This window comes from Microbacterium candidum (assembly GCF_030315975.1).
Classification (GTDB): Bacteria; Actinomycetota; Actinomycetes; order Actinomycetales; family Microbacteriaceae; genus Microbacterium; species Microbacterium candidum.
Genome location: NZ_JASXSZ010000005.1, coordinates 226175 through 251619, shown reverse-complemented (window position 1 = coordinate 251619; position 25445 = coordinate 226175). Strand labels below are relative to the sequence as shown.

The following is a 25445-nucleotide window of genomic DNA, read 5'->3' as shown; positions in this document are numbered from 1 at the left end:
GGACCCGCTCCGCGCAGTCCGCGGCCCATACAGCCAGGATGCGCCGATCGGAGTCGTCGAGTGTCTGGATCGATGCCATCCTGCGATCCTGCCACCCGATCGCGTATGCGACGGTGTCGGTTCGCTAGGGTGACGGCATGACTCTGGAGCTGGGGCCAGACGACAGACGGATGATGCTTCGCTATGCCGGCGTGTGCAGGCTGTGCGGCGTTTCGCTTCCTCCTGGAGCGGATGCGATCTACGAGCGCGCGTCCCGCACGGTCCGCTGCGTCCAGTGCATGTCATCTTCCGGTGACGCCCACCAGCCCGGCATCGCGGGCGCATCGGCCCGCCGCGAGTACGAGCGGCGATCGACGGCGCGAGATGCGCGGATCCGGGCGGCGCATCCGAGGATCGGCGGGCTCATCCTCGCATTGTCCGAAGAACCGCAGAGCACGCGCGCGTGGGAGCGTGGCGCGATCGGCGAGGAGCTCTTGGCCGAGCGCCTCAGAGACCTCCCCGATTCCTTCCGCGTGCTCCACGATCGCCGCATCCCCGGGACCCGCGCGAACATCGATCACCTCGTCGTCGGCCCCGGAGGTGTGTGGGTGGTCGACGCGAAGCGTTACGTCGGGCAGCGTCCCTCCCTCGACGTCGAAGGTGGGATCCTCCGTCCGCGCGTCGAATCCTTGCGGATCGGCGGACGAGACCGCACGAAGCTCATCGAAGGAGTGCGCGGTCAGGTCGCGCTCGTGGTCGGAACGATCGACGACTCCGCAGTTCCCGTCACGGGTGCACTCTGCTTCTTGGATGGCGATTGGCCGCTCATCGGCGGTTCGTTCCGCGTGAACGAGATCGAGGTGCTGTGGCCGAGGCTGCTGGTGAAGCGGATGATCGACTCTGCGACGGTCCCGATCGACGTCGCGCGGACAGTGGCACTCCTCGCCGCGCGATTCCCGCACGCCTGATCTGATCTCGGCGACGACCCGGGCATCGTCCGCGACGCCGGAGCCGCGCGCGTCAGGCGTGCTGGAGCTGGGCCGCGTTCAGTTCGCGGCGCGCGAGCACGGCCGCGAGGAAGAAGCAGACCGCGCCGAGGAACGTGCCGACATTCACCCACGCGATGTTGTACAGCTGGCCGGACGTCAGCACGATCGCGCCGATGGCGGAGAACCCGAAGAGGATCGACCCCGCCATGTTCAGCCAGACACCGTGCGCTGTGCGGGCATTGCGGTCCCACAGCTCGTCCTGCCGATAGGCGGCGACAAGCGCGAAGCAGCTCGAGATGAGGAACGCGATCGAGCCCCAGGCATCCGGAACCCACCCCGTCGAGGCCGTCGCCGCATCCTGGATCGTCCGCAGCAGCACCGCCCCGGTGCTCACGTTGAACAGCAGGGTGCCGACGAACTGCACGGCCGCCGCCCACCAGTCCCACACGTCGGCGATCGAGGACGTCCGCTTGGGCGGCCGCCGGCCGCTCAACGCGAGCTGGATGAAGCCGGCGGCGGTGAAGAAGAGCGAGCCGATGAAGAACGTTGCGGCGTCAGCGACCCCGCCCACCGCGTCCGCGTACCACGGGATGACGCCGAGGGCGAAGAACGCCGATCCGATCGCGAAACCCCACGATTCCCGGCGCAGACGGGTGACGCGAGGGCGAGGGTTGTGCACCTCCCGAGCCTACCGGCCCGCTGACGGCCTCGACGTCGCCCGGACTCCTCGTCGGGACTAGACGTTGAAGCGGAACTCCACGACGTCGCCGTCCTGCATCACGTAGTCCTTGCCCTCCATGCGGGCCTTGCCGTGTGCTCGCGCCTCGGCGACCGAGCCCAGGGAGATCAGGTCGGCGAACGAGATGACCTCGGCCTTGATGAAGCCGCGCTCGAAGTCGGTGTGGATGACGCCGGCCGCCTGCGGGGCCTTCCATCCCTTGCCGATCGTCCAGGCGCGGGCCTCCTTCGGGCCGGCCGTGAGGTAGGTCTGCAGGCCCAGCGTGTCGAAGCCGATGCGGGCGAGCTGGTCGAGGCCCGACTCGTCCTGACCGGTCGAGGCGAGCAGTTCGGCTGCGTCGGCAGGGTCGAGGTCGATGAGCTCCGACTCGATCTTCGCGTCGAGGAACACGGCCTGCGCCGGCGCGACGAGCGCCGCGAGCGCCTGCTTGCGGTCGGCATCGGTCAGGACCGCCTCATCCACGTTGAAGACGAAGATGACGGGCTTGGCGCTGAGCAGGCCGAGCTCGCGGATGGGGGTCAGGTCGATCCCGGACGCCGACAGCAGGACGCCGCGCTCGAGCGCATCCTTCGCCTCGATTGCTGTCGACAGCACGACCGGGTCGGTCTTCTTGCCCCGGACTTCCTTCTCGTAGCGTGCGATGGCCTTCTCGAGCGTCTCGAGGTCGGCGAGCATGAGCTCCGCGTTGATCGTCTCCATGTCGTTCTGCGGGTCGACCGCACCGTCGACGTGCACGACGTCGTCGTCGGAGAAGCCGCGCACGACCTGGGCGATCGCGTCGGCCTCGCGGATGTTCGCGAGGAACTTGTTGCCGAGCCCTTCACCTTCCGACGCGCCGCGGACGATGCCGGCGATGTCGACGAACGACACGACCGCGGGCACGAGACGCTCGGAGCCGAACACGTCGGCGAGCTGCTGCAGCCGCGGATCGGGCAGGTTCACGACCCCGACGTTGGGCTCGATCGTCGCGAACGGGTAGTTCGCCGCGAGCACCTGGTTCTTGGTCAGGGCATTGAACAGGGTGGACTTGCCGACGTTGGGCAGTCCGACGATTCCGATGGTGAGAGCCACGGGCATCCAGTCTACGTGGCGGCGGCGCCGCGGCCTTTCGGGGCATCACGTCGATGGATCCCACCCGGACCATCCGTCCGCGTCCACCACGCAGAATCGATTGCCCTCGGGATCCTCCATGATGACGTAGTCGGCGTCGGCGGGCTGTCGATCCCAGTCGACCTTCCGCGCTCCGAGCGCGAGGAGCCGGCGGACCTCGGCCTGTTGGTCCTGGGCGTAGAGGTCCAGGTGGATCCGCGGCGGCAGGACGCGCTCGGAGGGGACGGCATCCAGGGAGACGCATGGGGCGGCTGCGTCACGCGGGCGCAGGAGGACGAAGTCGTCTTCAGCCGGCTCTCGGACGACGTAATCGAGCGCCGCGGTCCAGAAGCGGGTCTGCACCTCCAGGTCGTCCACGCGAATCACGATCGATCCGACGATGATCATGTCGGCAGGCTAGGCGCGGGGTCATGAGACCCGCAAGGAGGTCGGACCCGCACCCTCAGTCGGGGTCGACCCGCCACCGCATCAGGACGTTGCCCGACTCCTCCCACACGCGCGTCTCGAGGAGCTTGAGCGCGACCGCCGGCTTCGCATCGAACAGCGGAACCCCTGAACCCGCGATCAGCGGGAAGGTCACGAGGTGCAGCTCGTCGACGAGCCCCGCCCGCATGAGGTCGTTCCACAGCACACGCCCGAGCAGGACCAGGATGCCGCGTCCCTCGCGGTGTTTCAGAGCAGCGACCTCGGCCCGCGCATCCGCGATCCGAACGATGCGGACGTTGTCGTACGGTGCGAGGTCGTCCTCGGTGATGGTGTCGGAGACCACGAGCTTCTCCACCCCGAGGATGAGGTCGGCGAACTCGCGGCGGATGGCGGTGGCATCCGCATCCTCCCGCACGCCTGCCCAATACCCGAGGTTCCCGAGCGTCGACCGCCTCCCCGAGAGCAGCAGCGTGTCCGATCCGTGCATGAGCTCGGTCGTGTAGAAGTCGAACGAGTCCGCCCCGTGGTAGTCGGGATGCCAATGTTCGAAGAACGAGCCGATGTCGTGGTGATCGTCCTCGTATCGTCCATCGACGGTCACGAAGTTGCAGACGGTGAGGGTGCGCACGCCGGCCACGGTACGCCGTCCCTCGGACAGTGTTGCGCGGTGCCGTCAGACGAGCGGCAGGAGTCCGCGCAGATCGTCGACGACGTGATGCGGCTCGCTCGCCAGCGCGGCTCCGTTCCGGTCGATCCATACCGCCGTGAGGCCGGCGCCACGGGCTCCCCCGACATCCGCGACCTGGTTGTCGCCGATGTGCAGCGCCTCACCCGGCGACACGCCCAGCCGTTCCACCGCGAGCGCGAAGATCGCAGCATCCGGCTTCTGGATGCCCACCTCCCCCGACACGAGCACGGCGTCGAATCCCTCGGCGAGGTCGACGGCCATGAGCTTGCTGCGCTGCAGCCCGCTCGGTCCGTTCGTGATGACGGCGGTGCGGATGCCGCGATCCCTGAGTGCGGCGAGCACGTCCATCGCCTCGGGGTACAAAGCGAAGGCGTTGCCCTCGAGCGCCGTGTGCAGTTCGAACGCTTCGGTCGCCGCTGTGGCGTCGGTCACCCCGACCTGGGCAAGAGAGCGCCGCCAGACCTCCGTCGGCACCTCGTCGCCGGGGACTTCGCCGCGCATCCACGCGTCGCCGACGGCGGGCCAGTAGTCCCACCAGACGTTCTCGTTCGCCTCCGCGAGCGCGGCCGCATCCACTCCCGGATATCGCATCGCCAGCTCGTCGGCGACGGCGCGCACGACGCCGTCGACGTGGTCGTCGCGCAGCAGCGTGCCGTCGAGGTCGAAGCAGACCGCCCGGATGTCCGCACTCACATGCGCACCGCTCGGAACGCGTGGGTGAGATACGGGAGGTCGACGGACGCCTCGCCCACGGCGCCGATCCGGTCGAACAACGTCCCCAATTCCGCCTCGACGCGAACGCGCTCCGTGTCATCGGCCGTGATGAAGTAGCTGCGGGAGCGGACCATGTCCAGCAGGGATGAGCGGGTCATCGGGCGCATCCACTCCCACGTCTTCTTCTCGATGCCGTCGAAAGGCGTGTCCACGGTCGGTCCGCCCTCCGCCATCATGATCTCGGCGTTCGATCCGTGCATGATCTCGGTCATCTGGGCGACCCAGTCGACGCTGTCGTCCCGCAAGTTCCAGATGAGCCCCAGGACCCCGCCGGAGCGGAGCACACGGCCCACTTCTCTCGACGCGACGGGGACATCGACCCAGTGCCACGCCTGCCCGAGGACGACGGCGTCCACACTCGCGTCCGGGAGCGGGAGCTGCTCGGCGGCGCCGACGAACGTCGGGATCGCAGGCAGCTCCTGGTGCAGCGCTGCGAGCATGCCTGGGTCCGGGTCGATCGCGACCGTCTGCGCGCCGAGCGTCTCCAGGACGCGGGTGAGCTTGCCCGTCCCCGCCCCGACGTCCGCGACCCGGATCGACGTGTCCGCGGCGGCGATCGGGGCGAGCATCCACCGCACGGCGTCAGCCGGGTACTCGGGGCGTCCGGACTCGTACGTGGATGCGGCGGCCCCGAACGAGCGCGCCATCTCATCTCGTGTGGCCATGTGCCGACCCTACGCCCGGCGCGCCTCCCGCCGGACCGGCACCGCCCGGGCGACGCTGGATGCGTGGGACTGGACTTCACCGCGATCGACTTCGAGACGGCGAACTCCAGCAACGCGTCCGCGTGCGCGGTGGGCCTCGCGCGCGTGCGCGACGGGAGGATCGTGGCGCGGGCGGGATGGCTCATCCAGCCTCCGCCCGGGCACGACGCGTTCTTCGAGGTCAACATGGGGATCCACGGCATCCACCCCGAAGACGTCAGCGACGCCCCGACCTGGAGCGCTCAGCTCGACGACCTCTCGGCTTTCGCGGGCGCGGACGTCCTCGTGGCGCACAACGCGGGCTTCGACATGGCCGTGCTGCGCGCGGCGTGCGATGTGACGGGCGACACCTGCCCGCCGTACCGCTACGCATGCAGCCTGCAGATGGCCCGGCGCCTCTACGACCTCGATTCGTACCGCCTGCCCTCGGTGGCCGCCGCGGCCGGCTTCAGCGGGTTCGCACACCACGATGCGGCGGCCGACGCCCTCGCCTGCGCGCACATCGTCATCGACGCGGCGCGCCGCACCGGAGCGTCTGACATGGCGGAGCTCGCCGAGGCCGCAGGCGTCGAAGTGCGTCGCATCAAGGTCCCTGCACCGCTGGCGGCCTGACCCGCGAAGGCCGCGTCGGAACCGCCGGATGTCGGAGGGCACCGGCATCCTTCTCGTATGGATGCAGTGACCCTCGCCCTCATCGCCGTCATCGGCATCGCGGTCGGCGCGCTCGCGGGCTGGTTCGCCGGTGCCGCGCGAGCTGCGAACCGCGAGAGCGCGACGCGTGCGGAGCTCACGGCGCGTGCGGCCGCCGCCGAGGCCGCTCGGGATGCGGCGCAGGCCGAGCTTCATCGTCAGGTGGCCCTCTACCGCGAGCTCGTGGTCCAGGCGCGCGACGATCAGGCGGCCCGCGAGGAGCGGGAGCGTCGCGAGCAGGTGGTGCTCCGGGCGCTGGCGCCGGTCCGCGAGACGCTCGAGACCATGCAGCTCAAGGTCGACGACCTCGAGCGCGACCGGCAGCACCAGTACGGCATGGTCGCCGAGCAGCTTCGGCAGACGCGTGCGAACGGCGAAGCGCTGCGGGCGACGACCGAGTCACTCGCGAGCGCACTGCGCTCGGGCGCCACGCGCGGTGTGTGGGGCGAGACCCAGCTGCGCCGCGTCGTCGAGGCCGCAGGGCTCACCCGGTACGTCGACTTCGACACGCAGACATCGATCACGACGGATGCAGGCGCCGGGCGCCCCGACATGGTCGTGCGTCTCCCCGGCGGGCGCGCGCTCGCCGTCGATGCGAAGGTGCCGCTCGACGCATACCTCGAGGCGAGCGCGATCCCGCTGACGGCTGCCGGTGATGAGGGCGCCCGGCGCGGCGCCCTGCTCGCGAAGCACGTCAAGGCGGTCCGCGCGCACATCGATGCTCTCGCGAAGAAGACCTACTGGGCCGGCATCGGGGCGAGCCCCGAGTTCGTGATCTGCTTCATCCCGAGCGAGTCGCTGCTGTCCGCCGCGCTCGAGGAGGATCCGTCGCTGCTCGACTACGCGTTCGGCAAGCGCGTGGCGCTCGCCTCCCCCGTCAACCTGTGGGCGGTGCTGAAGACCGTCGCCTACACATGGACGCAGCAGGACGTCACGCAGGAGGCACGGCAGCTGTTCGAGCTCGGCACCCAGCTGTACGAGCGGCTCGGCACGCTCGCCGGCCACGCGGACGAGATGCGGCGTTCCATCGAGCGGACCGTCGACTCCTACAACCGCTTCGCCGGCGCACTGGAGTCGCGCGTGCTCGTGACGGCGCGGCGGTTCCCCGGCATCGATGAGACGAAGCTCGACGCCCTCACGGTCCCCGCGACGATCGAGAAGACGCCGCGCCGACTCATCGCCGACGAGCTGTCGCTCAGCGCAGACGTCGGAGAACTCCGCGACCGGATCGAGTGAAAGTCAAGGGCCGCTGCAGCTGAAGACTCAGGCCGATCCCGTGGGGATGAAGTTCATGAGCGCGATGACTGCCAGCGTGACGCCGACGAAGGCTCCCACCATCCACCACACACTGACCTGGTGACCCTCTTCGCGACGCACCCGGAACAGCACATCGGGTCGCCGGGCCGGGTCGACGGCGTTGGCGACGACCGCGTGCGCTCCCGTGCGGGTCGAGGGTTCGCCGGAGGTACCTGACATGACGGTCCCCTCTCATGCTGCCTGCGGGACCCTACGATTCTGCCAGAGAATGGGGTGGGAGCGCGTGAGGGCGCTCTCATCCATGGCGAACTCGGATCAGAGCCACTTCGAGACGAGGTGCTCGGAGGAGATGCGCCGCAGGGTTCCGGAGACACCGCGCAGCACGACGCTCTCGGTGTACACGTAGTCCGATTCGCGGCGGACGCCGGCGACGAGCGCGCCGTCGGTGACACCCGTGGCCACGAAGATCGTGTTGTTGCCCCGCACCATGTCGTCGGCCTCGTAGACGTGTCCGTCGAGCTTCAGTCCCGCATCGATGCCGCGCTGCTTCTCGTCGTCGTCGCGCGGCCAGAGACGGCCCTGGATGTGTCCGCCGAGCGCCTTGATGGCGCAGGTCGTCACGATGCCCTCGGGCGAGCCGCCGACGCCGATGCACATGTCGGTGCGGGCGCCGTGACGGGCCGCGTTGATGCCGCCGGCGACGTCGCCGTCGCTCATGAGACGGGTGCCGGCGCCGGCTTCCCGGATCTCCGCGATGAGCTGCTCGTGACGCGGACGGTGGAGAACGGAGACGACGATCTCCTCGACGGGCTTGCCGAGCGCCTTCGCGAGGCGATGGATGTTCTCCTTGACGGGGAGCCGGATGTCGACGACGCCCACTCCAGCGGGCCCCGTGACGATCTTGTCCATGTAGAAGACGCTGGAGGCGTCGAGCATCGCGCCGCTGTCCGAGACCGCGATGACCGACAGCGCGTTGTTGCGGCCGGCGGCCGTGAGCGATGTGCCGTCGATCGGGTCGACGGCGATGTCGCACTTCGGTCCGCGGCCGGTTCCGACGCGCTCGCCGTTGAAGAGCATCGGCGCGTTGTCCTTCTCGCCCTCGCCGATGATGACGGTGCCGTCGAAGTCGACAGTGCCGAGGAACGCGCGCATCGCGTCGACGGCCGCACCGTCAGCGGCCTCCTTCGCACCGCGACCGATGAACGGGACGGCGCGGATCGCCGCCGCCTCGGTGGCCCGGACGAGCTCCAGGGCGAGGTTGCGATCGGGGCGGAGCGGGCTCATCTCGGCGGTAAGGCTGACCATGCCTTGATGGTATGCCGCGGCCTCGTTGAAAACAGGGGTTCCCCACGCGCAGACGCGCGAAAGAACAGCCATTCTTGCGGTCCGGTCAGATCCCGCGGTTTCGCGTAACACCGCGTCCCTCACGACATCGTGGATCTTCCGCCCCTCGGTAAGGTGAGTCCTGAAACCCCACCCCTTATCGAGGAGCCGGAATGCCCGTCGCCACCCCCGAACAGTACGCCGACATGCTCGACCGCGCCAAGGCGGGCGGCTTCGCATACCCCGCCATCAACGCCGCGAGCTCGCAGAGCATCAACGCGATCCTCCAGGGCCTCACGGAGGCAGGCTCCGACGGCATCATCCAGGTGACGACCGGCGGTGCCGACTACTTCGCCGGCCACACGGTCAAGGGCCGCGCCACCGGCGCACTCGCGTTCGCGAAGTTCGCCACCGAGGTCGCGAAGAACTACCCGATCACGATCGCGCTGCACACCGACCACTGCCCGAAGCCGGCCCTCGCCGACTTCGTGCTGCCGCTCATCGAAGCCTCCGAGGAGGAGGTCAGGGCCGGCCGCAACCCGATCTTCCAGTCGCACATGTGGGACGGCTCGGCCGTTCCCCTCGACGAGAACGTCGAGATCGCCAAGGAGCTCCTCCCCCGCCTCAAGGCGATCAACGCCATCCTCGAGGTCGAGATCGGCGTCGTCGGCGGCGAGGAGGACGGCGTTAAGCACGAGGGCACCAACGACGCGCTCTACACGACGACGGGCGATGTCGCGAAGGCCGTCGAGGCGCTCGGCCTCGGCGACCAGGGCCGCTGGATCGCCGCGCTCACCTTCGGCAACGTGCACGGCGTGTACAAGCCGGGCAACGTCAAGCTCAAGCCCGAGCTCCTCGGCGAGATCCAGGCGGGCATCGCGTCGCAGTTCGGCACCGGCGCGAAGCCGCTCGACCTCGTCTTCCACGGCGGCTCCGGGTCGTCGGACGCCGAGATCGCGGAGGCGGTCGCCAACGGCGTCGTCAAGATGAACATCGACACCGACACGCAGTACGCGTTCACCCGTTCGGTCGCCGGCTTCATGTTCCAGAACTACGACGGCGTCCTCAAAGTCGACGGCGAGGTGGGCAACAAGAAGGCCTACGACCCGCGCGCGTGGGGCAAGATCGCGGAGACCGCGATGGCCGCCCGCGTCGTCGAGGCGACCCAGCAGCTGGGCTCCGCCGGCAAGTCGCTCGGCGCGTAATCCCGCCGACGAGGGATGCCGCGGCCCCCATCGGGGTCGCGGCATCCCTCGTCTGCGCCGAAGGTCAGTGCCCGAGGGCGAGCTGGATGACGCGGACCACCACGAGGATCATCGCGATCAGGAGGTAGATCCGCAGCACGCTGAGCCCGAGCCGCCGACCGGTGGACAGTTTCGGCGCCTTCAGCAGCGCGATGGGAGGCATCCGCCACGTCGCCCGCTCGCTGCGCGGCACGGCATCCGGGTCGACCGGAGCCGGGTGACGCAGGCGGTGGATGCCGAAGACGACCCCGACGAGCAGCGAGACCCCCGCGCCGATCCCGAGGATCAGCTCGATCTGCGGTCCCGTGATGTCCGGGAAGATGACGCTCGCCGTGAGGACGAGCGACAGGATCACGAGCACCGCGATCACGGCGGACGTGAAGATGTTGAGCCCGCGGCGGTTCACCCAGGGACCGAGCACCTCCTTGTCGTTGCACAGCAGCAGCAGGAAGACACTCGCCGACGGGAGGAGGACGCCCGCGAGGACCTGCACACCGACGGTGATGAGGCCCAGCGGGCTTCCCGGGATGATCACGATGACGGCGGCGACGACGAGGATGCCGGCGAACGTGGCGTAGAAGCCCTTCGCCTCCGACACCTTGCGGTGCAGCGAGTGCTTGAGTCCGAGCGTGTCGCCGAGCGCGTACGAGGTGGACAGGCCGACGGCCGCGGCGCCGATGATGGACGCGTCGATGAGGGCGATCGCGAACAGGATGCCGGCGATGTGGCCGACGTACGTCCCGAGGCCTTCGGCCACGCCCAGCGCGTCGGTGAACGTGCCGGCCAGCGGAGTGCCGGCGAACACCGCGGCCGGGACCGACATGAGGATCGTGCCGCCGATGACGACGATGAGGATGCCGATCCACAGGTCGGCCTTCTGGTAGTTCATGAACCGCGGGGTGATCCGCTTGTCGATGACGTAGGACTGCTGGAAGAACAGCTGCCACGGCGCGACCGTGGTTCCCACGATGCCGATGATCAGCAGCATGACCGTCGACAGGTCCGCACCCGCAGGAAGACCCGGGACGAGGAATCCGCGCGCGATGTCCCCCACCGACGGCTGAGCCATCACCGCGAGCGGGACCAGGATGAGCGAACCGAAGATGAGGACCATGCACAGGCGCTCGAACCGCCGGAAGGAGCCCGTGGTCACCGCGGCGATGATGAAGACCGCTGCCACGATGACGCCCGGGATCTGCGGGACGCCGAGGTAGCTGAGGCCCAGGCTGATACCGATGAACTCGGTGATGATCGTCAGTGCGTTGAGGATGAAGAGGTCGATCACGCTGAACGCGCCCCAGAACTTCCCGAACCGCTCGAGGATGAGCCGCGCGTGCCCCACTCCGGTGACGGCGCCCAGACGCAGCACCATCTCCTGATTCACGTACAGAACGGGGACGAGCAGCAGCAGCGTCCACAGTAGAGCGGTGCCGTAGTTCTGCCCGGCCTGGGTGTAGGTGCCGAACGCGCCGGCGTCGTTGTCGCCGACCATGACGATGAGGCCGGGGCCGACGATCGCCACAAGGGTGCGCAGCTTCGCCGACAGCTTCGTGCGGGGCGCGTCGTCATCGAGCCGGATGGTGCCGAAGGCGCCTTCGATGTTCCCGACGTGTGCCGAGTCCAGGACGGCGTTCTGCTGCGTGGGGATGTTGATGGTGGACGTCATGATGATTCGCTTTCTCGCCGGGCGGCGGGCATGACAACGGACCCCGTGGCGCGTCCGCGATAGCGTCGGCAGCGCAAAGGGCGCATGAGAAGACGGCAGGCCGAATCGCCTGCCCGGGCGGCCGGAACGGCGCCCGAGGAACTCGAACGGTTCCTAGATGGCGAAGGGGGGCGTGCGGAACGCCCTACTATCGTGGTCGCTCATCGCTTCACCTCCCCGGTCGTGCTTCCGCGCGCCTGAAGGCTCGTCCCACAGGAACTCAGCCTCTCCACGTAAGACCTTCAGCACTTCGTGACGTCACCCGGGATCGGGAGCCAATCGGGGCGACCCCTTAAGCCGGGGAAGCCTGTCCTGACCCGGAGCGTCTCTCGACGTGTGGGGTCGCTGGCATGTGTTCACGAAGGAGCCTCAGCTAACGATCGGCGCCTAACGGGACGATGTTACGCGTCCGAGCTGCGCATCGCAACGCGACGCACAGCGAGCCGTCTACTCCGGGTCGCGGTACGCGTCGAGGAGCCCGGGCGCACCGTCCGGTGCGGGTGTCACGACGATCTCGTCGCCCGCCTGGATCCGCCCCGCGGTCACCACGCGGAGGTAGGGGCCGAGCCGGCGCGCGCTCGAGAAGCGCTTCACCCAACCGCGCTCGTCGTCGCCGCCGACCCAGCGTGCGAAGGTCTGGCACGGGGTGCGCGGCATCGTGACCTCGACCTCCGCCCGGTCGCCGATGCGCCAGCGGTCGCCGATGCGCGCGGCGTTGACGTCGAAGCCGCGTACGCGGAGGTTCTCGCCGAACCATCCCGGCGCGAGCTCGCGACCGAGCTGCGCCGCCCAGTAGTCGGCATCCTCCTCGGCGTACGCGTAGAGCGCCTTGTCCAGCCCGCCGTGATGCTTGCGGTCCGCCTGCACGTCCCCGTACGCCCCATACGCGCCGATGCGCACAGGTCCATCGACGGCGATCTTGTCGATCGCGGTGACGCCGACGCTCCCCGCGTCGGGACGCAGCTGGCGGACGGCGCAGACGGCGACGAGCTGAGGCATCCGGCCAGCCTATCGACGCGGCGCGCCGCAGAACGCCCGCGACGTCAGGGCGAGTACGTCATGATCACGGCGCCCGACTCGTCCCGGATCTGGACGGATCGGATGGATGCCGCATCGAGCGCCGTCCCCGCGCTGATGTGCGCGTCGGCACCGTTGACGACACGCCACGTCGACAGCTGGGTCGCAGCACCGTTCTCGTCGACGACGGCGAGCGAGTACACCGCATCGGACGCGCCGTACGACGACGTGTACCGGCACGACAGGTCGATCCTCGTGCCCCATCCGACCCCGACGAGACGGACGGATGCCGTCAGCGGCAGCCGTGTCACGGGGGTCATGGCCTCGGCGGGCGGCAGAGCTGCGAAGATGCTCGGGGACGGAGCCACGACGGTCGGGGCGCTCGGACCCCACACGGAGATCGGCACGACGATCGCCGCCGCGATCACCGCGAAGCCCGCCGTGACGAGGCCGACGCGGACACCGAGCCGGCGGCGATCGCTGCGCCGGACGCGCCGGATCAGCGCCTCCCGGGCCGCTCGGGGTGCGACATCCGGCACGGGCGCGGGAACGGCGGCAGGCGTGAGGTCCTCCCCCTCCAGCAGGACGCTGGCGGGTACACGCGACAGCAGGCCCGCGGTCGGGGCGAGCTCCGCGACCGCGGTGCGGCAGGACGGGCACTCGCCGAGGTGCTCTTCGAACTGAGCCCGCTCGGCGGGAGACAGGGCGCCGATGAGGTACGCCGCATCCCAGTCCGCGAACGCATCCGTCATCTCGTCACCCCCCGTTCCTGCAGCGCGAGCCGCAGGGCCCGCATCCCGTAGTGCAGCCGCGACTTGACGGTCCCTTCGGGAATCCCCAGCGCGTCCGCGGTCTGCGCGACGCTCCGCCCGAGGTAGTACGCGTGCACGATGACCGCACGGTGGTCCTGGGTGAGCGTCCGCAGCGCGTCCTCGATGAGGATGCCGTCCAGCAGCGTCTCTGCATCGTCCGCGCCCGCGCGCTCGGGCAGCTCGTCGACGACGATCTCGTGCCGGCGGCGGGCGCTGCGCACATCATCGACCACGAGGTGCCGCGCGACGGTCAGCATCCAACCCCGCAGCGTCTCGGGATCTTCGGCGAGGATGTGCGGCGTGCGCCAGGCGCGCAGCAGCGTCTCCTGCACGACGTCGTCGGCGGAGCCGTCGTCGCCGGTCAGCGAGACGACATACCGCCGCAACGGCGCGGCGTGGGCGTCGAACAGCGCCGTCAGCCGTGCCTCGTCTGCGCTCCGCATCCTCTGCACTCTGTCATCACGAGAAGGATGCCGAGCCGGTTCACTGGCCCGACTGGGTGCTGATCCAGTGCACGACGGCGGGATCGGCCATCAGCGGGATCGTGAGGCAGATCGCGAGCGCGATCCAGCTGACGAGAGCCGCCACGACCGGGATCCACCAGGCGCGCCGGCCGCGCGCGATCGCGCGCCACGACAGGAGCGCCGCGACCAGCCACCCGATCGAGAAGAGCACGATCCCCACGATCGCCCAGGTCTGCGCCGAGGCGGAGGGCGTGAACGTGCCCGGGATGCCCATCGTCTTCATCCACATGTCCGCGAACGACGGGAAGTCGGTGAGCTCGACCGCGGTTGTCACGACGACATACAGGCCGTAGGCGAGCAGGATGATCGTCACGACACGGTCTATCGGGCCCACGCGGGGCACCGTCGTCGCCGGCGCCGCCATCGGAGCCGGAGCGGGCGCAGGCGCGGGCGTGTGGAATGCATCGGGCTGCTGGATGCGGGCCCGCTGCTCCTCCGGCGTCGCGTACTCGCCGTACGCGGGACGCGGTCGCTCGTCGGGAGTACTCACGGGCGCCCCCGCCCGCCGAGTGCGCGATCGTCACGGCGACCCGTGGCATCCTGGCGCAGCTCCTTGGGGAGGGAGAACATGAGGTCCTCCTCCGCGGTGCGCACCTGCTCGACATCGCGGTAGCCCGCGCCCGCGAGCTCTTCGAGCACCTCCTGCACGAGCACTTCGGGGACGGATGCGCCGCTCGTGACGCCGACGGTCGCGACCCCGTCGAGCCACTCCTGCTGCACCTCGGGCGCGTAGTCGACGCGGTAGGCGGCCTTCGCGCCGTGCTCGAGGGCGACCTCGACGAGCCGCACGCTGTTGGACGAGTTCGCAGAGCCGACGACGATGACGAGATCCGCATCCTTCGCGACCTTCTTGATCGCCACCTGGCGGTTCTGCGTCGCGTAGCAGATGTCGTCCGACGGCGGATCGTGGAGCTCCGGGAATCGCGTCCGCAGCCGCGACACGGTCTCCATGGTCTCGTCGACCGACAACGTGGTCTGCGACAGCCACACGACCTTCGACGGGTCCTTCACCTCGACGGTGTCGGCCTCGGCAGGAGAGTTGACGATCGTGACGTGGTCGGGGGCCTCGCCCGCCGTCCCCTCGACCTCTTCGTGGCCCGTGTGGCCGATGAGGAGGATCTCGTAGTCGTCGCGGGCGAATCGCACCGCCTCGCGGTGCACCTTGGTCACAAGGGGGCAGGTCGCGTCGATCGCGTGCAGGCCGCGGGCGGATGCCGCGTTCACGACGGCAGGCGCCACTCCGTGCGCGCTGAACACGACGTGCGCGCCCTCGGGGACCTCGTCGACCTCGTCCACGAAGATCGCGCCCTGGGCCTCCAGCTCGGTGACGACGTGGATGTTGTGGACGATCTGCTTGCGCACGTAGACGGGCGCGCCGTAGCGCTCGAGTGCCTTCTCGACGGCGATCACGGCGCGGTCGACGCCGGCGCAGTAGCCGCGCGGAGAGGCCAGCAGGACGCGCTTGCGTCCGTCCACCGGGATATCCTGAAGGCGCCCGCGGCGCCCCGGCACTCGGGGGACGGGCAGCTTCACAGCGGGGGTGCTCACCCCTCGATTCTAAAGGTCGGGCGCCCGGCCTGACCCGGAGAGCGCCCGGAGGCATCCATGACCACGTTCCGCCCCGACGCCGTCCCCGGGCAGGCGCCGCCCGGCGATTCGGTCGCGCCCCGCGATTCGACGCCGGATGCACCCACGTCGGTGTCGCGCCTCAACGACACCATCCACGGCTTCGTCGAGCGGTGGGGGTCGGTCTGGGTCGAGGGCGAGATCACGTCGTGGAACGAGCGCAGCGGCAACGTCTACGGGCGCATCAAGGATCTCGCGGTCGATTCGGCCCTGTCGTTCCGGCTGTGGTCGTCGACGCTGCGGCGCCTCCCCGATGACCTGAAAGTCGGCGACCACGTCATCGCGTGCGTCAAGGCCGACTACTACGCGCGCGGCGGCGACTTCAGCTTCACGGTCTCCGCCATGCGGCACATGGGTCTCGGCGATCAGCTGGAGAAGCTCGAGCGCATGCGCGCGACGCTGCGTGCCGAGGGACTGTTCGATGCGGCGCGGAAGAAGCCGATCCCCTTCCTCCCGCACTGCATCGGGCTCATCACGGGCGAACTCTCCGACGCCGAGCGCGACGTCCACCGCAACGCCGAGCTGCGCTGGCCGCAGGTGCGGTTCCGCACCATCCACGCGGCTGTGCAGGGCGATCGGTGCGTCCCCGAGACGATCGCCGCGCTCAAGATCCTCGACGCCGACCCCGAGGTCGACGTCATCGTCATCGCACGCGGAGGCGGCGACCCGCAGACCCTCCTCGGCTTCAGCGACGAGAGGATGCTGCGCGCCGTCGCCGCGGCATCCACCCCCGTCGTGAGCGCGATCGGCCACGAGAACGACCACCCCCTCCTCGACGACGTCGCCGATCTCCGCGCCTCGACCCCGACCGATGCGGCGAAACGTATCGTGCCCGACGTCGCCGAGCAGCGCGCGCTCGTCGCTCAGTTGCGCGCCCGGCTCACCTCGCGCCTCACGCAGCGCGTGAACCACGACATCGCGCAGCTCGAGCAGCTGCGCTCCCGCCCGTCCCTGCGCACCCCGGAGTCGATACTGACGTCGCGCGAGCACGAGGTCCTGATGGCGACCGCACGCGGACGCGACCTCGTGGAGCGGGGACTGGATGCCGGCTCCCGCCGCACGGCCGAACTGCGGGCTGCTCTCCGAGCTCTCTCCCCCGGGGCAACGCTGGCGCGCGGGTACGCGATCGCACTCGTCGACGGCGACGTCATCGTCCGCGACGCGACGCAGGCTCCGGCGGGCTCGCAGCTGGTCGTGACCGTCGGCCGCGGGTCGCTGGCCGCCCTGTCCGAGGGCGAGATCGGCGAGGCGGGGGACCCCGCGGCGCCGAACTAGAATGGAACCCATGACCGCGTCGACCGAGGGCCTTCCCGACGTGGCGTCCCTCTCCTTCGAGCAGGCCCGCGACGAGCTCGTGCGCGTCGTCGGCGAGCTCGAACAGGGCGCCCCGACACTCGAGCATTCCCTTGCGCTGTGGGAGCGCGGCGAGGCGCTCGCCGCTCGCTGCGAGGAGTGGCTGCTGGGCGCCAAGCGACGACTGGATGCCGCCCGCGGCGCCGCCGAGTCGAGTGCGGCCGCTTCCGGGGCGGAGGCGTGATGGCGTCCGGACCGCGCATCGTCGCCGAGCTCGGCCGACCGGAGACGCCCGACGAGACCGCCGCTCGTAAGGCAGAGTCCTCCCGCATCTACCGGTCGAGCCAGACGTTCCGGAACCTCATCGCGGCTCTCCTCGCGACCCTCGGCGTCGTGCTGGTCATCGCACTCTCGGTTCCCCGGGGCGATCCGGGCGTGACGGCGCCGGTCGATGCCGTCGCGGTCGCGAAGCAGGTCCAGGGCAGCTACGACCGCCCGGTCGTGGTGGCCAAGGTCCCCGCGTCGTGGCGAGTGAACTCCGCCGCCGTCGACGGCGACGAGACGTGGACGGTCGCGTACGCGCCGAAGACCGATCCCGGGTTCGTGCGCGTCTCGCAGGGCTTCGGCGCCGACACGGCATGGGATGCGCAGCTGCTCAAGGGCGCAGCCCCTTCCGGGACGACCGACATCGACGGCATCACGTGGACGGTGTACGACATCCCGGACCCCGCGCGCGCCGGGAACGTGTCGTACGCGATCGGCACCCAGGCGGGCAAGGACCGCATCCTGATCTACGGCTCGGCGTCTCCGGCCACGACGGCCATCGCTGCCAAGGGCCTCGCCGACCAGATCCGCTCGATGAACGGAGCCAGCAGGTGACCGAACCACCCACCCCCGCGCGCGTCTGGGCCGAGATGCAGCGGGGCAATGCCCGCTTCGTCGCCGGTGAGCCGAGCCACCCGCGTCAGGACGTCGACCGGCGCGCCGAGCTCGCCCACATCCAGAACCCCCGTGCGGCTCTGTTCGGATGCTCGGACTCGCGTCTGGCGGCGGAGATCATCTTCGACAAGGGACTCGGCGATCTCTTCGTCGTGCGCAACGCAGGCCAGGTGATCGGCGAGTCCATCGTCGCGAGCCTCGAATACGCGGTGGCGATCCTCGGCGTGCCGCTCATCGTCGTGCTCGCCCATGACAGCTGCGGCGCCGTGCGCGCCGCGATCGACGGCACGGCGATCGATGCGGCTCCGCTCCCCTCGCACATCTGGAAGCTCATCGCCCCGATCGTCCCGGCCGCGCGGAAGGTGCTCGCCTCCACCGGCGGCTCGCGCCCTGACGACATCGACGCCGAGCTCGTCGGCATGGAGCACCTGCGCAACACCGTCGCCGACATCCTGCACTCGTCGGAGCTCATCAGCGCCGCCGTCGCCGAGGGGCGCCTGGGCATCGTGGGCGCCAACTACAGACTGGCCGAGGGCACCGCGGTGCCCATCGTCACCGTGGGCCTCGGCGACGCCGACACCCGTCACCTGTCACACCCGGAGGAGCAGCAGTGACCGACACCGAATACCGCATCGAGCACGACACGATGGGTGAGGTGCGGGTCCCCGCATCCGCCCTGTACGGCGCTCAGACGCAGCGCGCCGTCGAGAACTTCCCGATCTCGGGCAAGGGCCTCGAGTCGGCGCAGATCGCGGCGCTCGCCCGTATCAAGAAGGCCGCTGCGCTCGCCAACAGGGAGCTCGGCGTCCTCGACGGCGCCATCGCCGACGCGATCGCCGCCGCCGCGGACGAGGTGGCGACCGGCGAGTACGACGACCAGTTCCCGGTCGACACGTACCAGACGGGCTCGGGCACGTCCTCGAACATGAACATGAACGAGGTGCTCGCGACCCTCGCGACGAAGCACCTCGGCGCGCCTGTGCACCCCAACGACCACGTCAACGCGTCGCAGTCGTCCAACGACGTCTTCCCGACCTCGGTGCACATCGCCGTCACGCAGGCCCTCATCGACGACCTGATCCCCGCGCTCGACCACCTCGCCGTCGCCCTCGAGGCCAAGGCGGAGCTGTGGAAGGACGTCGTGAAGTCCGGCCGTACGCACCTGATGGATGCCACGCCGGTGACGCTCGGCCAGGAGTTCGGCGGCTACGCCCGCCAGATCCGTCTCGGGATCGAGCGCGTCCGCGCCTCCATCCCGCGTGTGGGCGAGGTCCCCCTCGGCGGCACCGCCGTCGGCACCGGCATCAACACGCCGCTCGGCTTCCCGCAGAAGGTCATCGCGCTGCTCGCGGCGGAGACCGAGCTGCCGATCACCGAGGCGAAGGACCACTTCGAGGCGCAGGCCAACCGTGACGGCCTCGTCGAGGCGTCCGGCGCCCTCCGCACGATCGCGGTGTCGCTCACCAAGATCAACAACGACCTGCGGTGGATGGGCTCGGGCCCGAACACGGGCCTCGGCGAGCTGCACATCCCCGATCTGCAGCCGGGCTCGTCGATCATGCCGGGCAAGGTCAACCCCGTCGTTCCGGAGGCGACCCTCATGGTGTGCGCGCGGGTGATCGGCAACGACGCGACCGTCGCGTGGGCCGGCGCATCCGGATCGTTCGAGCTGAACGTCGCGATCCCGGTCATGGGCACCGCTCTCCTCGAGTCGATCCGCCTCCTCTCGAACGCGATGCGCGTCCTGGCCGACAAGACGGTCGACGGCCTCCAGGCCAACGTCGAGCGCGCGGCCGCCTTCGCGGGGATGTCCCCGTCGATCGTCACGCCGCTGAACAAGGTCATCGGCTACGAGGCCGCAGCCAAGATCGCCAAGCACGCCGTCGCCAAGGGCATCACGGTCCGCGAGGCCGTCATCGACCTCGGATACGTCGAGCGCGGCGAGATCACCGAGGAGCAGCTCGACGACAAGCTCGACCTGCTCTCCATGACCCACCCGGGTTGATCAGATCCGCCTGAAGATGCGCCTCCCGCGCATTCCGTCGGCGCTCCGCCGCCCGCGCACCACGAATCCGCGCCCGCTCTCGACGCGGGCGCGGATCCTCGGCGCGATGCTCGCGGTCGCCTGCGTGGGACTCGCCGTCGTCGGCGGCGTCACGTTCCTCGTGCAGCGCGACCGCGTGCTGTCCGAGGTGGATGCGCGACTGCGCGCGCAGGTGGGGAGTCTCCAGACCGTCGCGACGCCGGCGCCGGCGGCGACGACGGGCAGCGACTCGGCGACCACCGCCACGGAGAAGCTCTCCCCCGACGACTTCTCCAACGTGTCGGACTACCTGCATGCTGTCGTCGCCCGTCTCGTACCCGCCCAGAACGAGGGCTCGGTGGCGGTCATCGACGGCCGCGCAAGGTTCCGGCCCTCGACCCTCTCCGGGTTCGACCTCTCCCAGAACACGGCCCTCATCGATCGCGCCGTGTCGGAGACGCAGAAGGACCACGGCACCGTGATGGGCACGGCGTCGACGCCGCAGGGGGCGCTGCGCTACATCGCGATCCCGGTGCGGATGACGGGCGACCCCGAGTCCGGGCTCTACATCCGCGCCGTGAACCTCGATGCGGAGCTCTCCCCCGTCACCGCGTCCATCACGACGTACGCGGTCGCCGCGGTCGTGATGCTCGCCGCCATCGGACTCGTGGGATGGTTCGTCGCGGGCCGACTCCTCTCCCCCATCCGGCGGCTCCATGAGACCGCCGATGCGATCACGCTCACCGATCTCGGCGCCCGCATCCCTGCCGAGGGCACCGACGACATCTCGGCGATGACCCGGACCGTCAACTCGATGCTCGACCGCCTGGAGTCCTCGGTCGACGTGCAGCGTCAGCTCCTCGACGACGTGCGTCACGAGCTGAAGACTCCCATCACGATCGTGCGCGGACACCTCGAGCTGATGGATCCGGCGGACTCCGAAGACGTGGACGCGACGCGTCAGCTCGGCATCGCCGAGCTCGACCGGATGACCCGCCTCGTCGACGACATCGATCTCCTGGCCGCGGTCGAAGGCGATCAGTACACGATGAGGGCGGTCGATCTCGCGGCCCTCACCTCGCGCATCGGCGATCTCGTCGCCGTGATCCCCGGGCATGTGTGGACCATCGAGCACACCGGCACCGGAGTCGTCCACGGCGACGGCGATCGGCTCCTGCAGGCGTGGCTGCAGCTGGCCGACAACGCGGCGAAGTACACACCGTCGGGCTCGCCGATCGAGCTCGGTTCGTCGTGCGACGACCGCCTCGCGCGGCTGTGGGTCCGCGATCACGGACAGGGCATCCCGCCGGACATGCGCCGGCGCGTCTTCCGGCGCTTCGACCGCGCCGGCGGGAAGCGTGCGATCGGCGGCTCGGGTCTCGGGCTCGCGATCGTCGACGCGATCGCGAAGGCCCACAACGGAAGCTGCACGATCGCAGACACGGCAGGCGGGGGCGCCGTGTTCACGATCCAACTGCCCCTGCGGCCGATCTCGGTGCCGACACCCGTCCGCGCCGACACCGTGGCGATCCGGGAGGGCTCGTCGTGACCGTCATCCTCATCGCCGAAGACGAGGCGCAGATCGCCGCGTTCGTGCGCCGCGGGCTGGAGCACGCGGGCTACCAGACCGTCGTCGCCGAAGACGGCGGAGACGCGCTGCGCATCGCACTCACCGGCGATGTCGACCTCGTCCTGCTCGACGTGGGCCTGCCCACGATGGACGGCTTCGAGGTGCTCCGGCGGATCCGTGAGGAGGACGCGGCGCTCCCCGTCGTGATGCTGACGGCCCGCACCTCCACGCGCGACACCGTCGAAGGCCTGGATGCAGGCGCGAGCGACTACATCCGCAAGCCCTTCACCTTCGAGGAGCTGCTCGCGCGGGTCCGCTCGCGCCTCCGTGAGACCGCACGGGGATCGGCGGGCGTCCTCACGCGTGACGACGTCTCCCTCGACATCCGTTCACGTCTCGCCGTTGTCGCGGGGCGCGAAGTCGAACTGTCCGCTCGCGAGTTCGCGCTGGCGGAGGAGTTCCTGCGTCACCCCGGCGAGGTCCTCAGCCGTGAGCGGCTGCTGAGCCGCGTCTGGGGGCTCGACTTCGACCCCGGATCGAACGTCGTCGATGTCTATGTGCGGTATCTGCGCACCAAGTTCGGGCACGAGCGGATCGCCACGGTGCGCGGCGTCGGCTACCGCTGGGAGTAGAGAAGGGCCCCCGACGCTGGGGGACGCCGGGGGCCGGGGGGCGGTGCTGGGGATGAACCGCCCCGGATCAATCGCGACGGTCTGGGGATGACATCCGCGATTGAGTCTTGAGGAAGTCGCGCAGGCGGCTGTGGGACAGCCACCCGTCACGGCCGGACTGCGTGGTGGAACGCGCGTGCTGACCGCCCTGGTCGTTCTGGCCGCCCGAGTTCTGGTCGGCCCCGGAATTCTGGTCGTTGCGAGCGGGTGCGGATCCGTGCCCGTGGGCGGAGCCGGAGGTCTTCTCCTGGCTGGGCTGCTTCGTCGCCACCACACCGGGCTCGGGGGCGGGGACGGTCACGGCTCCGGCGTCGGGCGTCGGGATGTCGGCGTCCGCCGGCACCACGGTCGGAGAGGGATGCGATGGGGCCGCGACATCGATGTGCGCAACGGAGACGCGCGACCCGGCGTCGTCTGCACGGGCACCGGCGTCGGTCAGGGCGACGACGCCGACGATGCCGCCGACGATCGCCACAGTGCTCGCCGCAACGGCGGTCACAGCGATGCGTCCGGCCATCGTCATCCTTCCCCAGTCGCGACCCCCGCGATGTAGAGAAGCGGGGGACGTCTTCTTGAAACTATCGTCCCCCGCTTCGGAGCGGGTGGGTGCCGATTCAGGATGAAAGTATTCTCATGTTCTGCCGGGAGTTCCCTCAGGCCAGCTCCCCGGCCTCCAGGAGGTCGGTGACGAGCGCCGCGATCGCCGATCGCTCCGACCGCACGAGCGTGACGTGGCCGAAGAGATCGTGGCCTTTGAGCGTCTCGATGACCGACGCGACCCCGTCGTGGCGGCCGACCCGCAGGTTGTCGCGCTGACCGACGTCGTGGGTGAGCACGACGCGCGAGTTCTGCCCGATGCGGCTGAGCACCGTCAGCAGGACGTTGCGCTCGAGCGACTGCGCCTCGTCCACGATCACGAAGGAATCGTGGAGCGATCGTCCGCGGATGTGGGTCAGCGGAAGCACCTCGAGGATGCCGCGGGCCATCACCTCCTCGATGACGTTCGAGGAGACGACCGAGCCGAGCGTGTCGAACACCGCCTGGCCCCACGGATTCATCTTCTCGCCCTGATCGCCGGGGAGGTAGCCGAGCTCCTGACCGCCGACGGCGAAGAGCGGCCGGAACACCGTGATCCGCTTCTGCTGCTGACGCTCCAGGACCGCCTCCAGACCCGCGCACAGGGCGAGTGCCGACTTGCCGGTGCCGGCGCGCCCGCCGAGCGAGACGATGCCGACGCCGGGGTCGAGGAGCATGTCGATCGCGATGCGCTGCTCCGCCGACCGCCCGTGGAGTCCGAAGACGTCGCGGTCGCCGCGCACGAGCCGGTACTCGCCCTCGCCGGTGACCCGGCCGAGCGCGGAGCCGCGCTCGGAGTGGATGACGAGCCCCGTGTTCACCGGCAGGCCGCGGACATCGGCGCTCGTGCCGATCTCGGTCTCGTAGAGGTCGCTCATGTCGTCCCCGGACAGGTCGATGTTCGCGATGCCCGTCCACCCCGAGTCGATCGCCTGCTCGGCGAGGTACTCCTCGGCGCTGATGCCCAGAGACGCCGCCTTCACCCGCATGGGGAGGTCTTTCGAGACGACCGTGACCTCCTGCCCGTTCTGCATGAGGTGCATCGCGACGGCGAGGATGCGGGAGTCGTTGTCGCCGAGGCGCATCCCTGCGGGGAGGACCGAGGCATCCGTGTTCGTCAGCTCGACACGGAGCGTGCCGCCGTCACCGACGGGCACGGGGAAGTCGAGGCGTCCGTTCTCGATGCGCAGCTCGTCGAGGTGGCGCAGGGCCTGGCGTGCGAAGTAGCCGATCTCAGGGTCGTGCCGCTTGCCTTCGAGCTCGGTGATGACGACGACCGGGATCACGACCGAGTGCTCGGCGAACCGGAAGAACGCGCGCGGGTCGCTCAGGAGCACCGAGGTGTCGAGGACGTACGTGCGCAGGTCCTGGTCCACGGAGGCGGCATCCTCGCGGATGTCGTCGATGTCGGCCTGCTGCTGGTGCTGTGGTGCTCGAGTGGTCACAACCCGCTCCCCGCCCCGGGATCTCTCCCGGCATCAGGCGAGTCGACCACTGGCTAGCGAGTCGCGATCCTGCTGGCCGACCCGATCGGGCGCCTTGCCCGATGCCATGAACGTACGACGACATCGCGCAGACATCGGTAGCGCCACGCGTTCGCGTGTCTGAACGCTCGGTGAACGGGTCAGGCGACGTGCGACGAGGCGAACGCGTCGAGCGCGTCGCGCAGCATCTGCATCGTGTCGGGACCGGTTCCGGCGTGCGCCGCCAGACGCACGAGGCCGGCGCGCGTCGTGAAGACGACTCCGTGGTTCGCGAGGGACGCCGACAGGGATCCGGCGTGCTGCGCCTCCGGCGCGAGGGCGATGATCCCGGCGCGCCGCTCCGGCTCGCGCGGCGTCACGACGGGGATGCCGTGCGCGTCGGCGAGCTCGATGATCTCCGTCGCGCGGACCGCGATCGCGGCATCGATCTTCTCGACGCCGACGTCGGCGATCTCCCGCGTCGCCGAGGCGAGGCGCGCCGCGGCGAGGTGATCCGGCGCAGAGACGCCGAACGCCTGCGCGGACGGAGCGGGGCCCGGCACCGTGTCGAGGGGAAGAGCCCCGCCCTCGACCGCGGCGAAGCCGGAGAGCACGGGTTCGATGCGCTCGCGCGCGATGTCGGAGAAGGAGGCGAATCCGGTGCCGCGACCGGCGCGCAGCCACTTGTAGCCGTGCCCGCAGACGACATCGGCCGCCTCGTAGTCCGCGTCGACCACGCCGAAGCCCTGGATCGCATCGACGATGAGGAGCCGGTCGCCGATGACGTCGCGGATCGCGGCGAGGTCGGCGCAGTATCCCGTGCGGAAGTCGACGAGGCTGACCGCCACGGCCGTCGTCTCGTCGGTCAGGGCCGCCTGCACGGCCTCGGGCGTCACGAAGCCGGCCTCAGGGTCGAACAGCTGCAGATCGACTCGTCCGAGGGAGGCCGCGCGCGTGCCGGCGACGGTGAGGGCCGGGAACTCCGCGCTCGAGATCAGCAGCCCGCCCCGGAGCCCGTAGAACGCGTGCATCAGCCCGTACGTGGTCGACGGCTGAAGAGTCACGTGCTCGGCGTCGGTGCGCAGCAGAGCGGCGACCGCTTCGCGCGCCTCGCGCTCGTGCTCGGAGACGAGGTCGATGCTCGAACGTCGGCCCGTGCCGAGGAGATCCGCATCCGCCTGGACCTCGCCGCGCACGACGGGCGAGATCGGACCGAAGGCGGCCCAGTCGAGGTAGCCCGGCTCTCCGTCGAAAGAAGCGGCGTAGACGTCGAGATCGGTCATCCCGCCATTCTGGCAGAGCG

The 25445-nt window shown here is 69.9% G+C and carries 28 protein-coding genes and 1 riboswitch; of the genes, 11 read left to right on the top strand and 17 right to left on the bottom strand.

Going from position 1 to position 25445, the window contains the following annotated elements:
* The first annotated feature begins 278 nt into the window (after positions 1-278).
* Positions 279-947: a nuclease-related domain-containing protein gene (locus QSV35_RS15795; RefSeq protein ID WP_353618984.1), complete on the top strand. Its 669-nt coding sequence runs from the start codon at positions 279-281 to the stop codon at positions 945-947.
* Positions 948-999: 52 nt separating this feature from the next.
* Here QSV35_RS15795 and QSV35_RS15790 read toward each other — a convergent pair whose 3' ends face one another.
* From QSV35_RS15790 to QSV35_RS15765, 6 genes are read right to left on the bottom strand one after another with little or no spacing between them, the layout of a single operon-like run.
* Positions 1000-1647: a YrhK family protein gene (locus tag QSV35_RS15790; protein WP_286289758.1), complete on the bottom strand. Its 648-nt coding sequence runs from the start codon at positions 1645-1647 to the stop codon at positions 1000-1002.
* A 57-nt stretch (positions 1648-1704) separates the two neighbouring features.
* Positions 1705-2778, bottom strand: a complete 1074-nt coding sequence (gene ychF, locus QSV35_RS15785; protein WP_286289757.1) for a redox-regulated ATPase YchF — start codon at positions 2776-2778, stop codon at positions 1705-1707.
* A gap of 45 nt (positions 2779-2823) precedes the next feature.
* A complete protein-coding gene (locus QSV35_RS15780) occupies positions 2824-3204 on the bottom strand; it encodes a VOC family protein (RefSeq protein ID WP_286289756.1) in 381 nt (126 codons plus the stop codon).
* 55 nt (positions 3205-3259) lie between these two features.
* Positions 3260-3871, bottom strand: coding sequence for a dihydrofolate reductase family protein (locus QSV35_RS15775; protein WP_286289755.1), 612 nt, complete (start codon positions 3869-3871; stop codon positions 3260-3262).
* A 45-nt stretch (positions 3872-3916) separates the two neighbouring features.
* Positions 3917-4624 carry an HAD family hydrolase gene (locus QSV35_RS15770; RefSeq protein WP_286289754.1) on the bottom strand — a complete coding sequence of 236 codons (708 nt, stop codon included), beginning with the start codon at positions 4622-4624 and terminating at the stop codon, positions 3917-3919.
* Entirely contained in the window at positions 4621-5370 is a 750-nt protein-coding gene (locus QSV35_RS15765; RefSeq protein ID WP_286289753.1) for a class I SAM-dependent methyltransferase, read from the bottom strand. The genes QSV35_RS15770 and QSV35_RS15765 overlap by 4 nt, the downstream gene beginning before the upstream one ends.
* Before the next feature lie 63 nt (positions 5371-5433).
* Between QSV35_RS15765 and QSV35_RS15760 the strand changes: the two genes are divergently transcribed.
* Both QSV35_RS15760 and QSV35_RS15755 read left to right on the top strand, forming a co-directional pair.
* Complete coding sequence (locus QSV35_RS15760) at positions 5434-6021, top strand: exonuclease domain-containing protein (RefSeq protein ID WP_286289752.1); 588 nt, start codon at positions 5434-5436, stop codon at positions 6019-6021.
* Between the two features lie 57 nt (positions 6022-6078).
* A complete protein-coding gene (locus QSV35_RS15755) occupies positions 6079-7335 on the top strand; it encodes a DNA recombination protein RmuC (RefSeq protein WP_286289751.1) in 1257 nt (418 codons plus the stop codon).
* Positions 7336-7362: 27 nt separating this feature from the next.
* Here the strand turns inward: QSV35_RS15755 and QSV35_RS15750 are convergent, their stop codons facing one another.
* Both QSV35_RS15750 and glpX read right to left on the bottom strand, forming a co-directional pair.
* A complete protein-coding gene (locus tag QSV35_RS15750; protein WP_286289750.1) occupies positions 7363-7575 on the bottom strand; it encodes a UDP-N-acetylmuramyl pentapeptide phosphotransferase in 213 nt (70 codons plus the stop codon).
* A 96-nt stretch (positions 7576-7671) separates the two neighbouring features.
* On the bottom strand, positions 7672-8661 hold the full coding sequence (gene glpX / locus QSV35_RS15745; RefSeq protein WP_286289749.1) for a class II fructose-bisphosphatase: 990 nt from the start codon (positions 8659-8661) through the stop codon (positions 7672-7674).
* A 191-nt stretch (positions 8662-8852) separates the two neighbouring features.
* On the opposite strand from glpX, the gene fbaA reads away from it, so the two are divergent.
* Positions 8853-9884, top strand: a complete 1032-nt coding sequence (gene fbaA, locus QSV35_RS15740) for a class II fructose-bisphosphate aldolase (protein WP_286289748.1) — start codon at positions 8853-8855, stop codon at positions 9882-9884.
* 64 nt (positions 9885-9948) lie between these two features.
* Here the strand turns inward: fbaA and QSV35_RS15735 are convergent, their stop codons facing one another.
* The 6 genes from QSV35_RS15735 to QSV35_RS15710 form a co-directional block, all read right to left on the bottom strand.
* The gene (locus QSV35_RS15735) at positions 9949-11589 is read right to left on the bottom strand and encodes an Nramp family divalent metal transporter (protein ID WP_286289747.1); all 1641 of its coding nucleotides are present in this window, start codon (positions 11587-11589) and stop codon (positions 9949-9951) included.
* Positions 11590-11848: 259 nt separating this feature from the next.
* A riboswitch (M-box (ykoK) riboswitch) is annotated at positions 11849-12016 on the bottom strand.
* A 59-nt stretch (positions 12017-12075) separates the two neighbouring features.
* Positions 12076-12627 (bottom strand): MOSC domain-containing protein, encoded by a 552-nt coding sequence (locus QSV35_RS15730; protein WP_286289746.1) that lies wholly within the window; start codon positions 12625-12627, stop codon positions 12076-12078.
* Between the two features lie 44 nt (positions 12628-12671).
* Positions 12672-13397 (bottom strand): anti-sigma factor family protein, encoded by a 726-nt coding sequence (locus QSV35_RS15725; protein WP_286289745.1) that lies wholly within the window; start codon positions 13395-13397, stop codon positions 12672-12674.
* A complete protein-coding gene (locus QSV35_RS15720) occupies positions 13394-13900 on the bottom strand; it encodes a sigma-70 family RNA polymerase sigma factor (protein WP_286289744.1) in 507 nt (168 codons plus the stop codon). The genes QSV35_RS15725 and QSV35_RS15720 overlap by 4 nt, the downstream gene beginning before the upstream one ends.
* A gap of 40 nt (positions 13901-13940) precedes the next feature.
* On the bottom strand, positions 13941-14471 hold the full coding sequence (locus tag QSV35_RS15715; protein ID WP_286289743.1) for a DUF6264 family protein: 531 nt from the start codon (positions 14469-14471) through the stop codon (positions 13941-13943).
* Positions 14468-15493, bottom strand: a complete 1026-nt coding sequence (locus QSV35_RS15710; protein ID WP_419956861.1) for a 4-hydroxy-3-methylbut-2-enyl diphosphate reductase — start codon at positions 15491-15493, stop codon at positions 14468-14470. Before QSV35_RS15710 ends, QSV35_RS15715 begins: the two co-directional genes overlap by 4 nt.
* 93 nt (positions 15494-15586) lie before the next feature.
* Here QSV35_RS15710 and xseA point away from each other — a divergent pair, with 93 nt between their 5' ends.
* Genes xseA through QSV35_RS15675 form a run of 7 tightly spaced genes read left to right on the top strand, consistent with a single transcriptional unit; the run spans position 15587 to position 22064 of the window.
* Complete coding sequence (gene xseA / locus QSV35_RS15705) at positions 15587-16882, top strand: exodeoxyribonuclease VII large subunit (RefSeq protein WP_286289741.1); 1296 nt, start codon at positions 15587-15589, stop codon at positions 16880-16882.
* A 10-nt stretch (positions 16883-16892) separates the two neighbouring features.
* Positions 16893-17144 carry an exodeoxyribonuclease VII small subunit gene (locus QSV35_RS15700; RefSeq protein WP_286289740.1) on the top strand — a complete coding sequence of 84 codons (252 nt, stop codon included), beginning with the start codon at positions 16893-16895 and terminating at the stop codon, positions 17142-17144.
* Positions 17144-17779, top strand: a complete 636-nt coding sequence (locus QSV35_RS15695; RefSeq protein WP_286289739.1) for a DUF4245 family protein — start codon at positions 17144-17146, stop codon at positions 17777-17779. The genes QSV35_RS15700 and QSV35_RS15695 overlap by 1 nt, the downstream gene beginning before the upstream one ends.
* The gene (locus tag QSV35_RS15690) at positions 17776-18453 is read left to right on the top strand and encodes a carbonic anhydrase (protein ID WP_286289738.1); all 678 of its coding nucleotides are present in this window, start codon (positions 17776-17778) and stop codon (positions 18451-18453) included. The genes QSV35_RS15695 and QSV35_RS15690 overlap by 4 nt, the downstream gene beginning before the upstream one ends.
* Positions 18450-19844: a class II fumarate hydratase gene (locus QSV35_RS15685; protein ID WP_286289737.1), complete on the top strand. Its 1395-nt coding sequence runs from the start codon at positions 18450-18452 to the stop codon at positions 19842-19844. Before QSV35_RS15690 ends, QSV35_RS15685 begins: the two co-directional genes overlap by 4 nt.
* Before the next feature lie 16 nt (positions 19845-19860).
* Positions 19861-21411 (top strand): sensor histidine kinase, encoded by a 1551-nt coding sequence (locus QSV35_RS15680; protein ID WP_286289736.1) that lies wholly within the window; start codon positions 19861-19863, stop codon positions 21409-21411.
* Positions 21408-22064: a response regulator transcription factor gene (locus tag QSV35_RS15675; RefSeq protein WP_286289735.1), complete on the top strand. Its 657-nt coding sequence runs from the start codon at positions 21408-21410 to the stop codon at positions 22062-22064. The genes QSV35_RS15680 and QSV35_RS15675 overlap by 4 nt, the downstream gene beginning before the upstream one ends.
* 67 nt (positions 22065-22131) lie before the next feature.
* On the opposite strand, the gene QSV35_RS15670 is transcribed toward QSV35_RS15675, so the two are convergent.
* The 3 genes from QSV35_RS15670 to QSV35_RS15660 form a co-directional block, all read right to left on the bottom strand.
* A complete protein-coding gene (locus QSV35_RS15670; RefSeq protein ID WP_286289734.1) occupies positions 22132-22620 on the bottom strand; it encodes a hypothetical protein in 489 nt (162 codons plus the stop codon).
* Positions 22621-22756: 136 nt separating this feature from the next.
* Positions 22757-24124: a PhoH family protein gene (locus QSV35_RS15665; RefSeq protein ID WP_419956855.1), complete on the bottom strand. Its 1368-nt coding sequence runs from the start codon at positions 24122-24124 to the stop codon at positions 22757-22759.
* Positions 24125-24303: 179 nt separating this feature from the next.
* On the bottom strand, positions 24304-25425 hold the full coding sequence (locus QSV35_RS15660; protein WP_286289733.1) for an aminotransferase class V-fold PLP-dependent enzyme: 1122 nt from the start codon (positions 25423-25425) through the stop codon (positions 24304-24306).
* Between the last annotated feature and the right edge of the window lie 20 nt (positions 25426-25445).